This is a genomic window from Candidatus Saccharibacteria bacterium oral taxon 488 (assembly GCA_013100805.1).
Taxonomy (GTDB): domain Bacteria; phylum Patescibacteriota; class Saccharimonadia; order Saccharimonadales; family Saccharimonadaceae; genus Nanosynbacter.
Map to the genome: position 1 here is coordinate 468,541 of CP040000.1, position 20,218 is coordinate 488,758.

At 51.9% G+C, this 20,218-nt stretch carries 20 protein-coding genes and 3 tRNA genes; 10 read left to right on the top strand and 13 right to left on the bottom strand.

Features of this window, described 5'->3' with window-relative positions; all coding sequences use genetic code 11:
• Positions 1 to 7: 7 nt before the first annotated feature.
• Positions 8 to 655 (bottom strand): dTMP kinase, encoded by a 648-nt coding sequence (gene tmk, locus FBF27_02490; GenBank protein ID QJU09278.1) that lies wholly within the window; start codon positions 653 to 655, stop codon positions 8 to 10.
• A complete protein-coding gene (gene dcd / locus FBF27_02495; GenBank protein ID QJU09279.1) occupies positions 652 to 1,371 on the bottom strand; it encodes a dCTP deaminase in 720 nt (239 codons plus the stop codon). The genes tmk and dcd overlap by 4 nt, the downstream gene beginning before the upstream one ends.
• Before the next feature lie 113 nt (positions 1,372 to 1,484).
• Between dcd and FBF27_02500 the strand changes: the two genes are divergently transcribed.
• Complete coding sequence (locus FBF27_02500) at positions 1,485 to 1,982, top strand: dihydrofolate reductase (GenBank protein QJU09280.1); 498 nt, start codon at positions 1,485 to 1,487, stop codon at positions 1,980 to 1,982.
• A gap of 25 nt (positions 1,983 to 2,007) precedes the next feature.
• Here the strand turns inward: FBF27_02500 and FBF27_02505 are convergent, their stop codons facing one another.
• The 6 genes from FBF27_02505 to FBF27_02530 form a co-directional block, all read right to left on the bottom strand.
• Positions 2,008 to 2,946: a thymidylate synthase gene (locus tag FBF27_02505; protein QJU09281.1), complete on the bottom strand. Its 939-nt coding sequence runs from the start codon at positions 2,944 to 2,946 to the stop codon at positions 2,008 to 2,010.
• Between the two features lie 129 nt (positions 2,947 to 3,075).
• Positions 3,076 to 3,675 carry an ATP-dependent Clp protease proteolytic subunit gene (locus tag FBF27_02510; GenBank protein QJU09282.1) on the bottom strand — a complete coding sequence of 200 codons (600 nt, stop codon included), beginning with the start codon at positions 3,673 to 3,675 and terminating at the stop codon, positions 3,076 to 3,078.
• A gap of 55 nt (positions 3,676 to 3,730) precedes the next feature.
• On the bottom strand, positions 3,731 to 5,113 hold the full coding sequence (locus FBF27_02515) for a twin-arginine translocation signal domain-containing protein (protein ID QJU09283.1): 1,383 nt from the start codon (positions 5,111 to 5,113) through the stop codon (positions 3,731 to 3,733).
• 98 nt (positions 5,114 to 5,211) lie between these two features.
• Positions 5,212 to 6,498, bottom strand: a complete 1,287-nt coding sequence (gene tig, locus FBF27_02520; GenBank protein ID QJU09284.1) for a trigger factor — start codon at positions 6,496 to 6,498, stop codon at positions 5,212 to 5,214.
• A 26-nt stretch (positions 6,499 to 6,524) separates the two neighbouring features.
• Positions 6,525 to 7,862 (bottom strand): histidine--tRNA ligase, encoded by a 1,338-nt coding sequence (locus FBF27_02525; protein QJU09285.1) that lies wholly within the window; start codon positions 7,860 to 7,862, stop codon positions 6,525 to 6,527.
• 69 nt (positions 7,863 to 7,931) lie between these two features.
• On the bottom strand, positions 7,932 to 8,459 hold the full coding sequence (locus FBF27_02530) for an RNA methyltransferase (protein QJU09286.1): 528 nt from the start codon (positions 8,457 to 8,459) through the stop codon (positions 7,932 to 7,934).
• Positions 8,460 to 8,738: 279 nt separating this feature from the next.
• Here FBF27_02530 and FBF27_02535 point away from each other — a divergent pair, with 279 nt between their 5' ends.
• Positions 8,739 to 9,056, top strand: a complete 318-nt coding sequence (locus FBF27_02535; GenBank protein ID QJU09287.1) for a hypothetical protein — start codon at positions 8,739 to 8,741, stop codon at positions 9,054 to 9,056.
• 177 nt (positions 9,057 to 9,233) lie between these two features.
• Here FBF27_02535 and FBF27_02540 read toward each other — a convergent pair.
• Positions 9,234 to 9,320: transfer RNA gene (locus FBF27_02540), tRNA-Leu, on the bottom strand.
• A gap of 60 nt (positions 9,321 to 9,380) precedes the next feature.
• Positions 9,381 to 10,985: an FAD-binding oxidoreductase gene (locus FBF27_02545; GenBank protein QJU09288.1), complete on the bottom strand. Its 1,605-nt coding sequence runs from the start codon at positions 10,983 to 10,985 to the stop codon at positions 9,381 to 9,383.
• A 139-nt stretch (positions 10,986 to 11,124) separates the two neighbouring features.
• Between FBF27_02545 and FBF27_02550 the strand changes: the two genes are divergently transcribed.
• The 5 genes from FBF27_02550 to FBF27_02570 all read left to right on the top strand — a co-directional run bounded on the left by FBF27_02550 (position 11,125) and on the right by FBF27_02570 (position 13,464).
• Positions 11,125 to 11,209, top strand: a tRNA-Leu gene (locus FBF27_02550).
• 14 nt (positions 11,210 to 11,223) lie between these two features.
• A tRNA-Val gene (locus FBF27_02555) sits at positions 11,224 to 11,300 on the top strand.
• A gap of 9 nt (positions 11,301 to 11,309) precedes the next feature.
• Positions 11,310 to 11,780, top strand: coding sequence for a hypothetical protein (locus tag FBF27_02560; GenBank protein ID QJU09289.1), 471 nt, complete (start codon positions 11,310 to 11,312; stop codon positions 11,778 to 11,780).
• 109 nt (positions 11,781 to 11,889) lie between these two features.
• On the top strand, positions 11,890 to 12,852 hold the full coding sequence (locus FBF27_02565; GenBank protein QJU09290.1) for an ADP-ribosylglycohydrolase family protein: 963 nt from the start codon (positions 11,890 to 11,892) through the stop codon (positions 12,850 to 12,852).
• A gap of 30 nt (positions 12,853 to 12,882) precedes the next feature.
• Complete coding sequence (locus tag FBF27_02570) at positions 12,883 to 13,464, top strand: oligoribonuclease (GenBank protein QJU09291.1); 582 nt, start codon at positions 12,883 to 12,885, stop codon at positions 13,462 to 13,464.
• A 32-nt stretch (positions 13,465 to 13,496) separates the two neighbouring features.
• On the opposite strand, the gene FBF27_02575 is transcribed toward FBF27_02570, so the two are convergent.
• Positions 13,497 to 14,048 (bottom strand): hypothetical protein, encoded by a 552-nt coding sequence (locus tag FBF27_02575; GenBank protein ID QJU09292.1) that lies wholly within the window; start codon positions 14,046 to 14,048, stop codon positions 13,497 to 13,499.
• Positions 14,049 to 14,264: 216 nt separating this feature from the next.
• Here FBF27_02575 and FBF27_02580 point away from each other — a divergent pair, with 216 nt between their 5' ends.
• From FBF27_02580 to treF, 3 genes are all read left to right on the top strand, one after another.
• A complete protein-coding gene (locus FBF27_02580) occupies positions 14,265 to 14,504 on the top strand; it encodes a hypothetical protein (protein ID QJU09293.1) in 240 nt (79 codons plus the stop codon).
• A 153-nt stretch (positions 14,505 to 14,657) separates the two neighbouring features.
• Positions 14,658 to 16,481 carry a translational GTPase TypA gene (typA, locus tag FBF27_02585; GenBank protein ID QJU09294.1) on the top strand — a complete coding sequence of 608 codons (1,824 nt, stop codon included), beginning with the start codon at positions 14,658 to 14,660 and terminating at the stop codon, positions 16,479 to 16,481.
• 92 nt (positions 16,482 to 16,573) lie between these two features.
• Positions 16,574 to 18,172 carry an alpha,alpha-trehalase TreF gene (treF, locus tag FBF27_02590; protein ID QJU09295.1) on the top strand — a complete coding sequence of 533 codons (1,599 nt, stop codon included), beginning with the start codon at positions 16,574 to 16,576 and terminating at the stop codon, positions 18,170 to 18,172.
• A gap of 1 nt (position 18,173) precedes the next feature.
• On the opposite strand, the gene FBF27_02595 is transcribed toward treF, so the two are convergent.
• Complete coding sequence (locus FBF27_02595; GenBank protein ID QJU09296.1) at positions 18,174 to 19,349, bottom strand: replication-associated recombination protein A; 1,176 nt, start codon at positions 19,347 to 19,349, stop codon at positions 18,174 to 18,176.
• The gene (locus tag FBF27_02600; protein QJU09297.1) at positions 19,349 to 20,194 is read right to left on the bottom strand and encodes a hypothetical protein; all 846 of its coding nucleotides are present in this window, start codon (positions 20,192 to 20,194) and stop codon (positions 19,349 to 19,351) included. The genes FBF27_02595 and FBF27_02600 overlap by 1 nt, the downstream gene beginning before the upstream one ends.
• Positions 20,195 to 20,218 lie beyond the last annotated feature (24 nt).

Genomic DNA, 20,218 nt, shown 5'->3' on the forward strand with positions numbered 1-20,218 from the left:
AAATATACTACAAGTATCGAGTAATGCTGTCAAGAATCCGCGCGTGTACTTCCTTCGGCGTGCCGGTGGCTGACAATAGCGGGATATTTCGCTCGGCGGCGATGGCCTCATAGGCGTGGTTAACTCTGTCCTGAAACGACTGCTCACGCGACTCAAATGTATCAGGATGAGTGATGCGCCCGCGCTCCGCGATGCGCTGCTGGCGCTGGGTGTCGCTGAGCGTCAAGACCACCATCGCGTCCGGCTGCAGATATCGCACATCGGTAAATAACTTTGTCATCCGCATGATCTCCTCCGTATCCAGCCCATCGCCATAGCCCTGATAAGCCAGTGTCGAGATGTAATTACGCGCGCTGAGGACGATCTCGCCGCGCTGCAGAGCTGGCTGAATCTTTTCGCGCCACAACTCCCGCCGCGCCGCTGAGAACAACGCTAGGTTAATTTCACTGGAACGTACTAGGTCGCCATTCTTAACGATGCGCCTCAGTTCATTGGCTACCGGCGTCGACTTTTCTGGATCGTCGCTGCCTGGCTCTTCGACCACACACACGACGCGGCCGCGCGCCTGAAAATAATCCGCCAGCATGGCTACTTGGGTTGACTTGCCCGTGCCGTCGTTGCCTTCGATGACGATGTATCGACCGGGACGGTTCATTTGATACCCTCGCCTAGGCCATTAATAATCGCCGGAGCATGACGCCGATCCTTGAACGCCCGCGGCAGCATCGTTTCTGGCCGCCAACTATGGATAAGCTCAGCGAGGTCGTCGGTGTGCTGATACTTGCCGCTCATGCCGCCACGCCCGTCAGCATAGCCACCATCAACCGGCCCGGTATGGTGGAAAATTAATTGCCCGATGCGCTCGCCAACTGGCAGTACCACGCTTTCATGCTTGTTCAAATTGTAAATCTCGAGCGTAATCCGATTGATATAACCCGGGTCGATCCAACCCGCGTCAAAACACACCGCCACACCATTACGGCCCCACGAGCTGCGGCTCTTCACCTCAGCCGCGCCGCCATGCGCCCGAATGCCCACGAACTCATGGGTATGCGCCAAAATCCGCTCGCCAGGACGCAGTACAATGATCGGATGCTCATCCGGAATATTACGAAACCGCGTAAAGCCGTTATGTTCGCACCACTCGGCATGTGGTATCGCCATCAGCGGCCCCTTGAAATACCGCGCCACCTCCGCTTCGTCAAATGGATTATAAACGCTTGACTGATCATCAAATTCCTGCTTATAAAAATAATGCCCCAGCGTAAAATCCAGGCTGGCTTCGGACACATTGTCCGGAGTAAACGGCGTACAGACAATCGTCCCCTCCTCGATCGCCGCCAAAATTTCCCGGTTTGAATACACGCTCATGCCGCGCCTCCTCTTGTTTATCTTACCTCACTCCCCCGAGTGATTCTATTATGGCAATATTTGCCCGCTCGGGCAAGCTTTTCGTAAATTTTACATCATGCTAGACTGGGGTTATGGAGAAAGCCATCATCGTTGCCTATGATACCAACCGTGCTATCGGCCAAGGTGGTGATTTGCCGTGGGGGCGGAGCTTACCGGCGGATCTGGCGCAGTTCAAGCGGCTAACCAAAGGTAGCGACGTCATTATGGGCCGAAAAACCTTTGAGTCAATTGGCCGTCGTCCGCTGCCGGAGCGCGAAAACATCGTTATTTCCTCGCGGCCAACGGGCGTCAAAGGCGTCCTCACGGCAGTGAACTTAGAAAGCGCCCTAGTGCTAGCTCGTTACAAAACCTTCATCATCGGCGGCGCACAGGTGTATGGCGATGCGCTGAACACACCAGAGATTGACACCATTTACGCCACTGAGGTCGACGCTGCATTCCCAGACGCCGACACCTTTTTCCCAGAGATTGACATGACCACCTGGCAGGAAGTGAGCCGCGTCCATCATCCCGCGGACACCGAGAACAAGCACGACTTTGATTTTGTGATATATCGCCGGATAATTTAGTACGCTAACAAATTGTCCGAACACACTACACCGCAATCGGCGCCTTGATCGGCGGATGATGCTCGTAATTTTCCAAGCGAATATCATCGATCGTGAAGTCATCAATATTCTTGATATCCGGATTCAGCCACAGTTTCGGTAGCGGCAGCGGCTGGCGCGATAACTGCTCATCTACCTGCGCGCGGTGATTGTTATAAATATGCGCACTATTCAGGGTGTGGATGAATTCGCCGGGCTGCTTGTTAGTTACCTGGGCGATCATTGATAGCAGCAGTGTATAGCTGGCGATATTAAACGGTACGCCGAGGAACATGTCCGCTGAACGCTGGGTCAGCGCCAAATCCAGTTTATCTTTCTCGCCATTTTCACCTGGCCGAACATTGAACTGGAACATAGTGTGGCACGGCGGCAGTCCGCCCGACTGCACGATATCGTCAATTTCCGCTACGTTCCAGGCACTGACGATGTTGCGCCGCGACGTCGGATTGTTCTGTATCATGTTGATGGCATTTTGGATTTGGTCAATCGTCCCGCCCTTGCCGTCGGGCCATTTGCGCCACTGCACGCCGTAGACCGGCCCCAAATTACCCCACTCCTCGGCAAAGGCATGATCGGTCGCAATTTTTTTAATAAACGCTTTCATGCCAGCGCGCCACTCTTCGCCGTTAATCTCTGGAATGTCCTGACCGGTTTTTTCCAAATAATTCTTATACGGCCACTCGTCCCAAATATGCACGCCGTTTTGTGCCAAATATTCAATATTACCGGTGCCTTTGAGAAACCACAGCAGCTCATGCGCCACGCTATTAAAATACAGTTTTTTGGTAGTCATGGCCGGAAACCCGTCCGCCAAATCATACCGCGTTTGTACACCAAAAACTTCCGTGGTACCCGTGCCCGTCCGGTCGCCTTTTTTCACGCCGCTGTCACGAACCTGCCGCAGTGTATTCAGATATTGTCTCATAGCCCCTCCTCGTCTTTTCTTAATTATGACAATATCCCAGCATAACCACAAGCGAAAATGGCGGTAGTTTTAACAACGGTCGCTGTATTAACTATTCTTTATAAATCACAATGCGAGACTGCTCGGAGTCTAATCTAGCTTGCTCAGCACCTTATCCACCAGTCCGTATTTTACCGCTTCCTGAGGACTCATCCAGTAATCACGCTCCATGTCAGCCTTGACTTTAGAGAGTTTCTGGCCGGTGTTTTTGGCCATGATTTTCGCCAGCATTTCCTTCACTTCCAGCGTTTCTTTCAGGTCGATCTCCATGTCGGTTACCTTACCGCGCGTGCCGCTTGACGGCTGATGAATCATCACCTTGGCGTGCGGCAAGCAGAACCGCTTGCCCTTGGCGCCAGAGCTAAGCAGAAACGCGCCCATGCTGGCCTGCAAGCCAATGCCATAGGTTGCCACGTCCGGCTTGATAAAATTCATGGTATCGTAAATCGCCATGCCATCATAGACGCTGCCGCCCGGGCTATTGATGTAGAGTGAGATATCCGCCTCTGGATCAACGTATGCCAGATGTAGCAGCTGTGCCACCACGCTGTTGGCGGTGTGCTCGTTAACCTCCTCGCCCAGGAAAACAATCCGCTCGTTTAAGAGGCGCGAATAGATATCAAACGCCCGCTCGCCGTCGGCTGACTTTTCGATGACGGTGGGGATGAGATACGATGTTGTCTTCTTCATACACAGTTATTATATAAGCTTAGCTCGCCGCTGTAAAGAATAGCCTGTCAGTCCATTATATATTGAGACTTTTTATCAACCGCTCTTGTCCTACACGTATTAACTCCTGTGCCTCCTCAGTATGGAGCGGTACTAAGCGGACGTAGACCTGGCCCGATTGCTGTCCAGCGGCGACCAATATACCGAGCTGTTCATCAATATACGCAACGTGTTCAAAGCTATTCTCGCCATATTTAATACTCTCATCCCATATGCTTGGATTTAATATGGCACTATTACGCCCTCCTGACCATGTCGCAAAGACACCCATCCGGTCAATAGGGTTACTCCAGTGCTTTGCGTGAACTATTGGGCCAATAAAAATTGTATCTGCATCCGGGGCTATTTGACGTAGTGCATGACCCTCTGGTATATCCAGAGTAACACCGATCTGGTCATGCCTGTTACAGCCAATGGGAATCACACCTGTACCTTCCGACGGTGTTGTGATGTGGTGAATTGGCCGTGTTGGATCGAGAAAGGCAATCTCAGTGGCAGAGAATATTGGTCTCGTTGGGTCTCCGGAATTAAATGATTCGCTATTACCCATGATGCTATACGTCGAAGCATAAGGATCTGATTCCCCGCTATCATCTTTCTCTAATCCATACCCTGCAGCGATAATGTTCTGAATAGAAGCAACGTGGGAACTATGGCGCAAATCTTTTACCTCCTTGTCACCATCTTGCCTTACCCATGACTGCAGGGCCCACGCATGGCCAAGACCGCGCTCGACACCCTCTGGCGCAAGCATATGTCCCAATTCGTGTGCAATCGTACCAATGGACACGCCACCCACGTCACGTACAAATGCAACCGGAGGCCGCCCATCATCATACATCGTTAGACCGGAGTAGTAGTATTCTTTTGTATCACCAGAATCGACGATAACCAGTACTATCTTACTTCCTGTTTCACGCGCGTGGGCTTGACCAATTAATTTAAGTATGTTCTTACTATAGGCAGACTGTTCGCCATCCTCAGTTATTCGTGTTGTGTCAGGCAAGTGGCCGTCCCGCGTGAACGTCACATTAAGATCATATAGATATTCAGTTGTTAGTGCGATACGCCCAAGGGCGCTTGATACCCCAGAGCTAATTTTTTCAATACCTTGATGAGGCTCTGCGTTTTCTGGCAATAATTGCACGACAACAACATTTCGCGATTCCGGCGGCGGAACTTTTCGATCGTTATTGTGCTGTATCGGTATATTTTGACCTTGTTCTGATCCTAGATTTTTTATAGCCTCACCGATAAGAGTTCCAGCGCCCAAGCATCCAGCACCAAGCGCCATACCTCCCAAAAAACTGCGACGGCTAACCTTCTTGCCGCTCCCGTCTGTCTCTTGGAGATGCCCAGACTCCAACTCTGGACGCTCAGACTTTGAGGATTCACACATATTTTGCCATTATACCAACTAGTTGTAAGTTTGTCAATAAAACAGGGGCGACCCTTTCGCCATCCCCTGCTTCAGATTATTTTATTGCTACGCCGTCGCTATTTACTATTCAGCTCAACCAGCTTGTCGATCGTCTTGTCGGTGATCATCCGATTCGCGATGTCACGGTGGACGTTTGGATCGTCAAATCGCGCGGCCAGCTTGGCATCCTTGCCGTACTGCTGCTTGAAGGTAGAAATTTGCCTATCAAGCTCCTCGCGGCTAACCTCTACGCCCAGCTCCTTTGATAGCCCAGCCAGCACCAGGCCAGCCTTGACCCGCTTTTCAGCCGCTGGGCGAGCCTCTTTTTTCTGCCAATCGGCTTTATCTTTGAAGCCTTGCGTCTTTAGATACGAGTCCATTGTCAGGCCGCGATATGACAAATTCTGCATCAGATCTTGTTCAATTGACCGCAGCTGATCGTCGATCAACAGCTCTGGCAGCGCCACCTTGGAGCTATCCGCCAATTCCGCCACCAGCTCATCCTTGAGTTTCTCCTTGGCCTCGCGCTCTTTTTGCGCGGTGATTTCGCGCTTGATGTCGGCCTTGAGTTCTTTGACGTCGGTGAATGGGCCACATTTAGCGGCAAATTCATCATTGAGTTCCGGTAACTTCAGCTCATTTACTTTGTGCAGCGTCACACTAAACATCACCTTGGCGCCGGCCAGATTTTCAGCATGGTAATCCTTTGGAAATTCGAGGTCAAGATCAAATGTCTCGCCGGCCTTGTGGCCAACCACACCCTCTTCAAAGCCGGGGATAAACTGACCGCCACCCAGCTTCAGGGCAAAGTCCTTGGCCGAACCGCCGTCAAACGCCACGCCGTCTTTCTTGCCGACAAAGTCGATGATCGCCTCATCACCTTCTTGAGCCGCACGCTTGACCTCGGCTTTATCGACAAAATTCTGCTGCATTCGCTCGATGATTTCGTCGACGTCCTTGGCATCAACCTTGACGGCCTGAGGCTTGGCCTTGAGCTTTTTGTAATCACCTAATTTGACCGGCGGCACAACGGTCGCCTCGGCGGTGAACTCGACTTCTTGATTGGGGACAAATTTCTTGACCTCAACGCTCGGCCGCTCTAGCGCCTGCAGCTTCTCGTTCATAAAGGCCTCGGCGACCGCCTTGGACAGCGCGTTGTCTAGCACCTGCTCCTGGAGCGCCATTGGATTGACGTGCTTGGCAGCCACGCTGACCGGCACCTTACCCTTACGAAATCCCGGCACCTTGAGGTCGCGCGCCATCTTGGTCAGCGCCACCTGCTCGGCCGCATTTAGCTCGTCCGCCCCGAGCGTAATTGTCAAACAAACGTTAGTATCTGATAGTTTCTTTACAGTAGTCTTCATAACTACCTATTATAACAGGGGTAGTACTAAATCTCAAACGCCGCGTCATCATCGCCGTCGTAGCGCCGATCCTTGACCACGCTGATCATGCGCTCGAGGCTGACTTTTTGCTCGGTTGACTCGATGAGATTTTTGATCGTGTAAACACCCGAAGCGACTTCTTCCTCGCCAACAAACGCTACGAATGGGATGTTCTTTTTGAGCGCGGTTTTCAGCCGCTTGTCTAACTTACGCCCGCTGAAATCTAACTCGGCCCGCACCCCCTCGCTACGCAGCGTCCGCGCCAAAGTATCTGCACCACCTAGCGATGCCGCGTCCACCGCGATGATGTACACATCGGTATGCGTCGTTAGTTTTGGCAGTAAGTCATGCACCTCGAGGAACTGCTGCATGGTCGTCGCACCGAGCCCCACGCCGACCGTAGCGACCGGCTCGACACCAAATAGTCCGACCAGCCCATCATAGCGCCCGCCGCCGAATAGCGCTCGATTATTCTCCGGCGAATTATCAAAAAACTCAAACACCGTGCCAGTATAATAATCCAGCCCGCGCATCAGCGTCACGTCGAACATCGCATTGCCGATGCCTTTCTGACGCAGCAGGGTCATCACTTGACGAAGCTGCTGGACGCTCGGGCTATCCGCCAGCTCCTCCGGCAGATCATCGACACTGCGCATGCTAATTAGCTGCGCCAACTTTGGCAGGCCCGCTTTGGCTTCTTCTGATCCAAAAATCTCGATGGCTTGCTCGCGGAAAGCTTCCGGCGAAATCTTATTCTTGCGATCAAGCAGCCGCGTCATCATCTGGGCGCCGATCACATCGAGGCCGAGAAACCTGCTCATCAACTGATTGATCAGCTGGCGATTATTCACCCGCACGGTAAACATGTCTTCGCGCGCACCAAAGTTCATGATGCTGCGGTAGCCAAACTCAATAATCTCTGCGTCTGCCCACGGCCCCTCCGCGCCAAACAAATCAGCATTCAGCTGCCAAAACTCGCGCTCCCGACCACGCTGCGGCCGCTCATAGCGCATAAAATTAGCGATAGAATACAGTCTCGCCGGCATAGGCAGTTCCTGACGCCGCCCGGCCACCATGCGGGAAATCGATGGTGTCATCTCTGGGCGAATCGCCACTTGACGGCCACCACGATCGGTGAATAGATACGTCTGCTCGCCCGCTAACTCCTGCCCTGACTTGGCGGTGTAAATATCCAGCGGCTCGAGCAAGGGTGCGCCATATTCCTCGTACCCAAAACTCTGCGCCGTGGCGTGCCACACCTTGAAGATATAGTTTTGCAGGCGCTTATCCTCCGGGAAATAATCGCGCGCACCCTTATAACTCTGAGTTGATAAATTGCTCATGGTTGCTTTTATTGTGGCACAGTGGGGCAGATTTTTCAATGATAAAGACGAACGAGAGCTTGAAGTATATCAACCGAGCACATGCTGCTGCAGCCAGCAATACATCGCTACAGTCGCTGCTGCGCCGACATTGATGGAGCGGGTCGAGCCGAACTGTTCAATGGCAATAATTTTATCTGCCGCCTGCGCCATTTCCTCGGAAATTCCTGGGCCCTCTTGACCAAACACCAACACCGCTCGCTTTGGCAAAGTCGTCTCTGACATATTGACGCTGCCCAGGATATTGTCAATCGCGATAATTTCTCTGTTTTCAGCCCGCATTAACTCGATAAACTCCGCCGTCGAACCGACATAATGCACGTGCAGATATTTATCCGTCATCATGGCACCGCGCTTGTTCCATTGCCGCCTGCCGATGACGTAAATCTGCCGCACCCCAAACGCATTGGCGCTCCGAACAATCGTCCCCATGTTAAAATCCCGCTCGGTGTTCTCGAGGGCAATCACCAAGCCGTGATCCTTGGCATCCAACTCTTTTATAATCTCCGCCTCGCTCCGACCTTTGAATTTGTCAATCACATTTCGCGTATCTTCCATCTCTGTTATTGTAGCAAATGGGGATGAAAAAACAGAAAAACTTGACAAAAATCATTGACATTTTTTCATATAAGTGATATATATATATCAGTTTTTGTTGACATAAATTTGACTTATTGTCCAAAGGCGTTCATTGACAAGCAGACGACACAAGGTGAGATTTTGCTTCTTTTATGGCAAGAGGCGCGAAACCTCATCTTGTGTGTTATAGGATTGCACACGTCCATTTATCGGATGGCATGTCGCCAAAGATGCGGAGAAAGAGATACCATGACTCACATGGTTAATATCGAGAACCTTTCGAATGCAGAGGTTCTCGCAATTCTTTTTAACAATTCCAGGCCCGTTGGTATGGGTATCTTCGCAGCTGCGCATGGCCCTCGAGAATTGAGCGTCGAGATGGCGCAGTCGATCATCGACGAAAAAAAGAGGAGGGGTGGGAATATCTCCTTCGACTACCTCTTCGGGAGACCGTTGAAGGTGCTCCTCTCAAACGGACGGGAGCTGGACGCACAGCTCTACGACCGAGACAATGGAGGACCAGGAACCGCGGCGCAGCTCATTAATGAGCTGCGCAAGAAGAAGGGCTTGGCTTAGCGCCAGTCTAAGCATGACAAGTGAGCGGCGAAACACACATTGTCTCTCATCTGAGGCAACCCTATCCCGTCTGCTTGTCATGCTTACCATATATCTGCATAATACCCCGAGGAGACATCCTCGGTTTTTATAGTCAAACAATATAAAACGATGAGCGCTGACTCATCGTATGATTCCTGGTGCGGATGAAAGGACTTGAACCTTCACGTACTTGCGTACACTAGCACCTGAAGCTAGCGCGTCTACCAATTCCGCCACATCCGCGTGACTACCGAGTATTATACACGACCGGCCGCTCCTCCGCAAGGAGTTTGCCTAGCCGTTTCAGCCCACCAGCCGGCACCAAGCATTTAACTCTTCTGCCAGCTGCTTCATCGGCACGGCAGTCTTGATACCCGGCGCGAGGATGCCTTTTGGATCAAAGATGTGCTTGATTTTTGCATACAGATCACGCTCCTCGGGCGTGAGTGTTGGCTGGACAAACGCAGCCTTGAGCCGACCTTCGCCGCCAAATCCCGCAAACGACCCTTCGTGGCTAGTCACGATCCGCACCATGTCCGAGCAGAGTTTGAGGATACGCTGGCGGTCACTGACCTTTTTGCTCGAGAACACCGGATAGCTATTGATCATGCCAGTCGTCGCGTCGATAAACAGCGGCATGGCCACGCCGTATTCTTTCTCGAGTGCACGCATCGACTTGATAAAGCCGTCCAGCTGTACGCCCGGCAGCCATATCCCCGAGAATACCTGCGGCACGATACCATGCTCATCGGCGGGATGCTCCGCCAAGGTCAACACCGAATGGAGTGTAAACACCTCTTTCATTTCCATGTTGCGTAGCTCGACCTGCACAGCCGTACCACCACGAAGCGCACGAAGCAACTTCTTAGCAGCCTTATTGCGTGCTCGGTCTGAAAATGCGTGAAAGAGCGCCACTACCACGCCACCGCGATAGCATTCTTTCGGCGCCCACGCTAGTTTCTTGCCCTGTGCCGCCGCCCGCGAAAAGAGCCGCCCGTCGATCAGCTCGACGGTCGAGGCGCCCACTTGCAGCGCCGTGTCGACCGCCGCCTGCGCTGCATTCATTGAACTATACGCCGCGCTCACCACGGTCAATTCCGGATGGATGAAGTCAGCCTTCATAATTAGTTCGCCGATGATACCGAGGCTGCCTTGAGCGCCGACAAACAGCGGCGTGAGGTCAAACGAGCCGTCGCGCTGCCGCACCTGAGCGATACTCGAAAAGCCAGCCATCTCTGGCGCGCTAGCATCAATCCGAGCGATCAGCGCTTCATTATCGGTTATCAAATTATCCAGCTGCCGGTACAGTTCGCCCTCAAACGTTGCCAGGCCCTTTTTCTTGCTCAGCTCGCGCTTTGACAGCCGGCCGGTCTGCACGATATCGCCACTTGACAAGACAACTTCCATCTGGTGAATCGACTGGCTCAATAGACCATACGCCGAGGACAGCATGCCAGCCACTTCAGTACTAATTGCGCCGCCAATCGTCCCATCCTCACCCGTCAATGAAATTTCCGGCAAGCCCAAGCCTTTATGCGTTGACAGAACCGCTTGCGCCGCTCTGTGAGAAATACCCGACTGGAGGTGAATCAACTGTTGTTTAGGGTCAATTCCGACGACATTATGCATATGCGCCGACATGTCGATGGCGATGCCACGCCCAATCGCCGCACCTGTACTGTCCGTGCCGCATCCACGCGCATACACTGGCAAGACGTGGCCTTTCTCCGCTAGCTGCGAACAAAACCGCAAAATCTTGCGCACATCACTCGTATCTGCTACTCGTGCGATCAACTCCGGCCGGCGCGCAAGCACGCTCCCGTCCCGCTGCGCATCCGCCAGAGCACCGTCATGCGTCACCACTTCACCCGTCAGATGTTCATTCAAATACGTCGCAACCTTTTTCATAGTCCCCCTTTTTCTGTTAATTTCATGATAGCACGGTCGAGGTGGAGCGTAAAGTGTATTGCCTGGGCGCAGCGGGTCATGTATAATTAAGGGGTGGATGCGCCTGACAACATGACGCACCTCCTTGACAAGTAGTTATGCGGATGTGGTGGAATTGGTAGACACGCATGCCTTAGGAGCATGTGCCTCACGGCGTGAAGGTTCAAGTCCTTTCATCCGCACCAAGGTTTTATTTTATGGGAGATTAGCTCAGTTGGCTAGAGCGCACGATTCACATTCGTGAGGTCACAGGTTCGAGCCCTGTATTTCCCACCATTTGGTATTATGCAAAAATTCAACAGTTTAGATAGCCGCCTCAACGAGATAACCAAGCGCCTTGATAGTATAGACCGACGGCTCGGTAGTCTCGAGAAAGATCAGGCTGAGTCTAAGTCAGCAACACAACACACCGTCCACTGCCTCAACCGCCACCCAGCGCCATGGACATTCGGTCAGCACCCAGACGACTACAAGGGCCCGGTTTGGATTCGAATTACTCCTGCTACCGGCAACGCCAACAAACCGCACACTGTTCGCATCCTCTGGGGCCAGTACTTATTTGAGCGAGAGCTATATATTCCTGACGGACCGCTCAGCCTGACTCATCACAAGACCAATCTTGGCTCAATCCCGCTGCAAATCAACGTCGAGCCAGCAGCTACCGTCACTGTCGGACAAGGCCCACCGCCTGATGAAGAGTGGATAAACATCGATGAGGGTTGGACGCGGTTGGCTGGGGTGCCGATTTATCAATAAGTATAGTGTTACATAATCCTTGATAGACCCACTTGATTTAAGATTAGGAATAGAGAGATATTTGCTTCTCTATGCTTGATAAATATTTTTTATCCCTATAATAACCTGCATGAGTGATTCTATGATAAACAACGCCAAAGGTATGCTGACAGGATTAGCGGTTGGCGATGCATTGGGGATGGTGTCCGAATTTGAACAGCCCGGGACATTTCCATATGTTGATGAAATGAGAGCTGGCGGGCCGTTTAACCTACCGAAAGGATACTGGACGGACGACACATCAATGGCACTTTGTCTAGCCGAAAGCCTGCTCAACAACGGAGGATATGATTCATATGATGTGATGGGCAATTTTACTCGGTGGCGCAATGAGGGATATTTAAGTTCCACCGGCTTTTGTTTTGACTGCGGCGGACAGATTCAAGCGGCTATTCGTGATTTTGAAAGCGATAAAAGTGCTTGGGTTGCTAAAGATACTCCACGCACTGAGGCTGCTGGCAATGGTGCAATTATGCGATTAGCTCCGGTAGTGTTAGCGGCATTCAAGCATCGCTCAGAAAAAGATATCCTTGCCATGGTTCGTTTGTCGGCCAGAGAGACGCACTACTCATTTGAAGCAGAGGCTGGCGCTGAAGTTTTCGCTGCACTACTCATTCGAGCAATGAAAGCTAATGGAAATAAAACCAAAGTAGAAGACATTGATAGTCTAAGTACCAGTAACCTGTTTGATGATATTTGGCGGCGCGTTAGACAACCACAGGAGCTGAATACTAGCGGTTATATCATTCATAGTTTACAGGTTGCGTGGTGGGCGTTTCAAACCTACGACTCGTTCAGAGATGGCATGCTAGCTGTCGTAAACCTCGGCGGTGATTCCGATACAAACGGTGCAATCTATGGACAGTTGGCGGGTGCATTTTATGGATATGAAGCAATCCCCACAACCTGGCGCCATGATTTATATGATGAGGCAAATATCACAAAGAAGGCTGAGTTGCTATATTTGATGGATAGCTGTGAAATTTTAGTAAGTCGTTTTGAAATCGATAAGCTACCGCCCACTCGTCAATAAACCGCGTAAATTACGTGTATAATAAGTATCATGGAGGCTACCGTGATCCCGTACGACCCACTTCCACCCGGCCTCTTTGTCTGGATGGATTTGGAGTATACGACGACCGATGTTGATACGGCGCGGATACTTGAAGTCGCGGCGATTATTACCAACCGCCAGTTGGAGCAAATCGGCGAGCCGTTTTCTTTAACCTGCAAGCCCGATGACTTCTCTGGGCATTCTATGCCTGAATCAGTTGTCGATATGCACACGCGAAATGGCCTACTGGACGATGTCTCTGCATCAAAATATAACGAGGCCGCACTCGAAAAGCAAGCGCTCAACTGGCTACAGCAAACCGCAAATGATGCTGTTTTAATTCACTGCGGCTATTATCTGCAATGCGATCGCGAGATCCTCGCAAAGCGCATGCCCGCGCTGTACGAGCGTTTGGGATTCCGGCAACTTGACGTGCGCTGCGCTGAAGAAATGGCCGATACCTGGACGAGCCGGGGGCGATATCGACGAACCAGCCGCCACAATCATCGCGCGCTTGGCGATGTGAGGGAGGCAATCCTGCTAGCTGGGAAGTACAAAGAGCGGTTTGTGCCCAAGATATCACTAAACTAAATAACTTCCATATTTCGAGGAGATATGAGAGTTTATATGTTTTCAGCTCCAGCAGCATAATCAATAAAAACAAACAGCCCAAGATCTTTGCCTATCAGTTTCTCGTACGATACTTCTCCACGTCTATCCATTGATCTTCTATTGCCATCCTGGTATGTCATGTCGATTATATCTGGTTCAAAATAATCACCCGTAAATTGAGGAATATTCACTTCAAATCCATTATTTCTGGCTCTGGTAAAAGCCTGATCATCATTAGCTAATGGTAGCTCAAACATTATTTTACTTTCATGACCACCCAAGATTCCAACGAGAAGAGGAACTGTACGGTTAGATGGATAAACTATATATACGTGAATTACAACATTACCGCTACCACTCGTAAAGTCCGCTATACAAAATCGTCCCTCAATACGATCAACCTCACCTATATTGCTGTAACCAGAAATATCATCTCTTAGAAATATTACATCCTTTGAGAGCCAATAGATAGATGTTGATATGAGGTAGTTGGATTTATTATTTATAGCTTTTATGTCAAGTTTATTGTGACAATTTTTGATTATCGAGATGCTTAATTTCATATTTCCCCTTAATATATATTAACACCATAACGATGTTTTAGGTTAATGGACCCTTGCCCCACCCCAACAGAAAAGGAGTACTTTATGCGGTGCGGTAGATAATTTGTATTGTGTTATACTAAAAGATACAAAACACTCTGCCCTCACAAAGAAAGGATTGTTTTATATACTCGAGTGTTGCATAATGGTTGTGTAATTAATCGAGGAGGAGGTGATGTGAAAGAAGGTAGTCCAAAAGCAGGGGCTTTGTTTGATATCCATACACTAAAGTCAATTGAGGACATTGAGCCCGTGGATCGTCCTGCTGAAATGAGTAGGCTCGCAAAATTAATAGAGGAGGAGCTTGAGAAAGATCCGAGCATTCCTCGCGCTTTGGGTGAAGTCGCTTTTCGTGAGGGCGTTGATCGCGAGACAATTTTACTAGGATATCGATACTCAACGCAAAAATCCGAGTAGAGTATACTTCGTTATCGTTTATCCCATCCCCTTAAGTTTTAATAGCTACACGCTCAATTATATGTGTTCTAGCCTGGCTGTCAGTGGCAACTACACAAATTATGCTATAATTAGTATTGAGGAAGGTCTGCGTTAACATCAGACCATATTTTTATGAAGGACGCTAGCAAGATTCGAAATATTGCCATTATTGCCCACGTCGATCACGGCAAGACGACCATGGTTGATGGGCTGCTCAAACAGTCGCGCACATTCCGCGACAATCAGGCCGAGATGAGCCAAGAATTGATCATGGATTCGGGCGATCAGGAGCACGAACGCGGTATCACCATCACCGCCAAACAGACCTCGATTTTTTACGGTGATTATAAGATCAACATCATCGACACGCCGGGGCACGCCGATTTTTCGGGCGAGGTCGAGCGGACACTGCAGATGGCGGACGGTGTGCTGTTGATCGTTGATGCACAGGAAGGGCCGATGCCACAGACCAAGTTTGTGCTGAGTAAGGCGCTGGAGTTGGGGCTGAAACCAGTAGTGGTGATTAATAAAATTGATAAGCCAGCCAGGCGAATTGCCAAGGTTGAAGACGAGCTGAGCGATCTATTTTTGGAGTTAGCGACCGACGATGCTCAACTGCAATATCCGATTTATTATGCTATCGGGCGCGACGGCAAAGCCTGGCGAGAGATTCCTACCGACCTTGATGAAGATGCTGATTTGACACCGATTTTTGAAGCGATTATCAACGACATCCCGGCGCCGAACGTCACGGCTGACGGCGGCTTCCAGATGCTAGTGACCAGTTTGCAGTACGACACCTTCCAGGGAAAATATGCCATTGGGCGAATCGCTCGCGGGTCGGTTAAGCGCGGCCTGGCGGTTAGTTTACTGAAGCATGGCGAAGTGTCAGGTTCAGCGCGAATTGAGAAAGTTTTTGGTTACCGCGGGCTGAACCGCGAAGAGCTTGACGAAGCATTTGCTGGCGACATTGTGGCGCTGGTTGGCGTCAGTGAGGCGCACATTGGCGATACGATTGCTGATAAAGAACACCCCGAAGCCTTGCCGGCGATTGCCATTGAAGCGCCGACGCTGAGCATGTACCTCGGCCCGAATACCAGCCCGATGAAAGGGCGTGAGGGCGAGTTCACCACCTCGCGGCAAATTGGCGACCGGTTGCGGCGAGAATTGGAAACCAACGTGGCGCTGCGCGTCGAAGAAAACGGCATCGGCTTTACGGTGTCTGGCCGCGGTGAACTACACCTCAGCGTCTTGATCGAGACCATGCGGCGCGAAGGCTTTGAGTTTGAAGTCGGCCGTCCGCAAGTGGTCACCATCACCGAGGACGGCGTTGAAAAAGAGCCAATTGAAGAACTGCAAATCGAAATTAGCAGCGAATTCATCGGCGCGATCAGCCAGGAGTTGGGTGCGCGCCACGCTGAAATGAAGTCGCAGGAAACCACCGCCAGCGGCGCTACCCGCATCACTTATGTGCTGCCGACCAGGGCGTTGATCGGCCTGCGAAACGTACTGTTGACCGCCACCAAAGGCACGGTGATCATGAATTCCCTGCCGTACGGCTATCAACCGCTGGGCGGCAAATTGCCAAAAACCCGCGGCGGCGTGCTCATCGCTTTTGAGGCCGGCACCACCACGCCGTATGCGCTGCAGGCAGCCGAGGCGCGCGGCGAACTCTTGGTCGGGCCGGGCACGGAAGTCTACGCTGGGATGATCGTCGGCATCTACAACCGCCAAGAAGACATCGAAATTAACGTTTGCAAGGCTAAACACCTAACCAACATGCGCTCCAAATCGTCCGATGGCACAGTGCAATTGACGCCATTTACGCAGTTTAGCCTGGAACAGTGCATCGATTTCATCGAGGACGACGAACTGCTGGAAGTGACGCCAAAGTCCTTGCGTCTACGCAAACGCTACCTCGACGCTAATGAGCGAAAGCGCGCCGCCAAACGGTAGACCCCACCCCGACAAAATCCCGATTGACAAAATACATAAGAAACTTAACGTTACTATAGATTATCCCACGGTAACACGCTATACTTAACCATATGCTTCCCAAAAAAACCACAACAATTATCAAGCGCACGTTAGCACGCACCGCCCAGCGCATCACACCGATCGACCGTAAAGATCCCGACGAAAAGCTCGGGCAGTTGTTTCATGAAGTGCAGTCACACCGCGTGTTTGCCGATGGTAAAACTTTCGTCGATCTCGTACCGCGAAAGCGAGCCACCCGCATCCTCCAGGAGTATCGCCTGGCCCGACGTGATCCCAACTTTCGGCTGGATGAATTTGTGAAGCTACATTTTTATGAATTTGAATCGCCGGTCAAAAAGGTGAGCTTTGTCCAGGCAGACTCTGCCAGACAGCACGTCACCAATCTCTGGCCGCTGCTCATCCGCCGCGCCCACAAGTCGAAAGGTTCGCTAATCGCCCTGCCGCACGACTATGTGGTGCCGGGTGGTCGGTTTGCCGAGCAATTTTATTGGGACACGTATTTTATCATGCTGGGCCTGGCGGTGGACAGCAAGTGGAAGCTGATCGACGGCATGATGAAAAATTATGTGTACATGATTCAGCGCTTTGGTTTCATCCCGACCGCCAATCGGACGTACTTCCTCAGTCGCAGCCAGCCGCCGTTTTTCGCAGCGATGGTCAAGCTCCTCGCCAGCAAACCCGGCCGGCGCGCCCCGAGCTTGACCTATCTCGAGTATTTCCCCTCGCTGCTGGCCGAATACAAATTCTGGATGAAAGGCCAACGCAAGCTTTCGAGTATCGACTTTATGGCTACCAACCGCGTGGTAGCCATGCCTGATGGCCAGGTGCTCAATCGCTACTACGACGACAAGGCCACGCCACGCCCGGAAAGTCGCCGCGAAGACATCGAAACCGCGAGGAATAGCCGCTCCGCCAACAAGGCCAAGGTCTACCTCGACCTGCGGGCTGGGGCTGAGAGCGGTTGGGATTTCAGCTCGCGCTGGTTTAGTGATCCGCACGACATTGAAACGATTCAAACGACTGACCTCGTGCCGATTGATCTGAATTGTTTATTGTACGAACTAGAGATGACGATCGCCCATTGTTACGGTGTACTGCGTCAGGCGCCGCTCAAGAAACGCTTCATCCGCCTGGCTGAGCGCCGCGCCGAGAGCATCCGCCAGCACTGTTGGAATGAAACCGACGGCTTTTTCTATGATTATAATTTCCGCACCGGTCATCAGACGAGCCACGCCACACTGGCCGGCGTCTTCCCGCTGTACAGCGGTATCGCCACCAAAAAACAAGCCAAGCACGTGGCCGAGAAATTAGAACGCGAGTTCTTACGCGACGGCGGACTACGCACGACGCTGGTTGACAATGGTCAGCAATGGGACGCGCCGAATGGCTGGGCGCCGCTACAATGGGTGGCGGTTTGCGGTTTGAAGCGGTATGGGCTGGATGAGCTAGCAGAGGAAATTAGAAAGCGCTGGCTGGCTTCGACCGAGCGCATCTTTGCCGATCAGGGCAAGATGATCGAAAAATATGACGTTGATAGCGAGTCACGCATTGGCGGCGGTGGTGAATATCCGTTGCAAGACGGCTTTGGCTGGACCAACGGCGTGTACGCGGCGCTGTATGATCGGTTTGATGAGCGCTGCCCGAGATAATCTAACGTTTCGGTGGACGCGGGATGTCCTCTGGCAAAAATCCTTTTTCATGCTGAAAGCCAGCTTGCCATTTGTAATCTTTACTATAGCCCAGATCTTTCATCAGCTTGGTGGCGGCATTACGAAGATGAAGCGGCACTGGCGAGTTCGGGTACTTGTGTGCCAGAGCGAAAGCCTCATTCATCAAATCAGTAATCTCGCGTGACTTCTGGCTGCGCGCCAGAGCAATGGCGCAGTGGAATAAATTATATTTGGCCTCAGGTAGCCCAACGCGCTCCACCGCTTCAAAGGTAGCGACTGCCAGGCTCAGCGCGCCGTTACCCGCCAACCCAATGTCTTCTGACGCAAAGATGACCATCCGCCGAGCGATGAACTTCGGGTCTTCACCGGCCTCAATCATGCGCGCCAAATAATATGCCGCAGCCGTCGCGTCGCTGCCGCGCAGTGATTTGATGAACGCTGAGATGACGTCATAATGCACATCGCCCTTTTTATCATAGCCAGGCAGCCGCCGCTGAGCCGCGGCCTTGACGACCTCTGGCGTGACTTTCTCACCAAAGCTCAGCGCCAATTCCAAATTGCCCAGCGCCACCCGCGCGTCACCGTCCGCTAATTCTGCAAGATAATCCAGCGCTTTGGGCGACACCCGCTTGGTTTGTTTCAAAGTCTTCAGCGCTCGCTTCAGCACCAATATAATTTCATCTTTGGTCAGTTGCTGCAGCACCAGCACCCGCGTCCGGCTGAGCAGCGGCGTGATCACCTCAAAGCTCGGGTTCTCAGTGGTCGCGCCAATCAAAGTAATCAGCCCGCTCTCGACGTGCGGCAAGAACGCATCTTGCTGCGCTTTATTGAAACGATGGATCTCATCAACAAACAAAATCGTCCGTAGCCCCAAATTCCAGTTCTGCCGAGCGTGCTCAATAACTCGTTCGACATCTTTCTTGCCACTAGTCACCGCTGACAGCTCAATAAATTCGGCATTAACTTCGCGGGCGATAATCCACGCCAACGTCGTCTTGCCCGTCCCTGGCGGCCCCCACAAAATCAAACTGACTGGCTCAGCACGCCTCACAATTTGCCGCAGCAACTCGCCCTCGCCCAGCAAATGACTTTGCCCGATTACTTCATCCAGGGTTTGCGGCCGCACCTGCTCGGCCAGGGGTTGTCGCGCATCCATTACCACCAATTATCCCCTCGCGGACGATACTGCGAAAAGTGTGAAAAACAATCAGCCGGTCGCCGCCCGAGCGGTTTTGTCTGCAGACGTAACCCTCGATCAATCTGCTGAGCGCTTCCGCAGACTGCCGCAAACTCCGGCGACGCCACGTACTCTCGCCACGTCATCCCATCCAGCGGCACATACTGCTCCAGCATATTCAGCGTCGTTTGATGTATGCTGTCTGCTCCCGCGTGACCAGCCTCGCGACGAGACCGGCGCCGCCCGGCCGCCGTCATTTCCGGCGGCAACGCGCAGCCAGCCCAGTGTAGAACCTGCGCCGCTGCTCTATTGACGAGACCAGAGCCGCCAGAGCAGTGACTAGTCAGTCGCACAAGTGCCGCGTGACGTTCCGCCTCGTCAGTAGTCAGCGGTACGGCTGATGTACGACCAGTCTTAACCGCCATCTCATATGCCAATCGCTTTTGGTCGAGCTCCCCGAACAGCTCATCTAACCACCTGCTGCTATCTTTGATACTACCAACCAGTGGCGGCAGATTGTCGATTGCCTCCCTAAGGAACTCAGGCTCACGCTCGCTATACTCGCGCAGTCGGACAGCCTGAGATATCCGCCACAACCCCCCTATTGCCACCGCCGTGCCACTAAAAATTATCGCCTGCTGGCCGACTTCTGGCAAAACATTATGCCACGCCTCGCTCGGCAGAGCTATCAGCATACCAGCAACCACACCAATAGTACCGCCGACCTCACGCTTATCATACTCAGCTACCGGGTCGCTACCGCCAATGACCTCAGGCGTCAGCGATCTATTAAGCCTCTTATTCCTGTTGTCCGCCATCATCATTTTATTATATCACGCCATAAATTC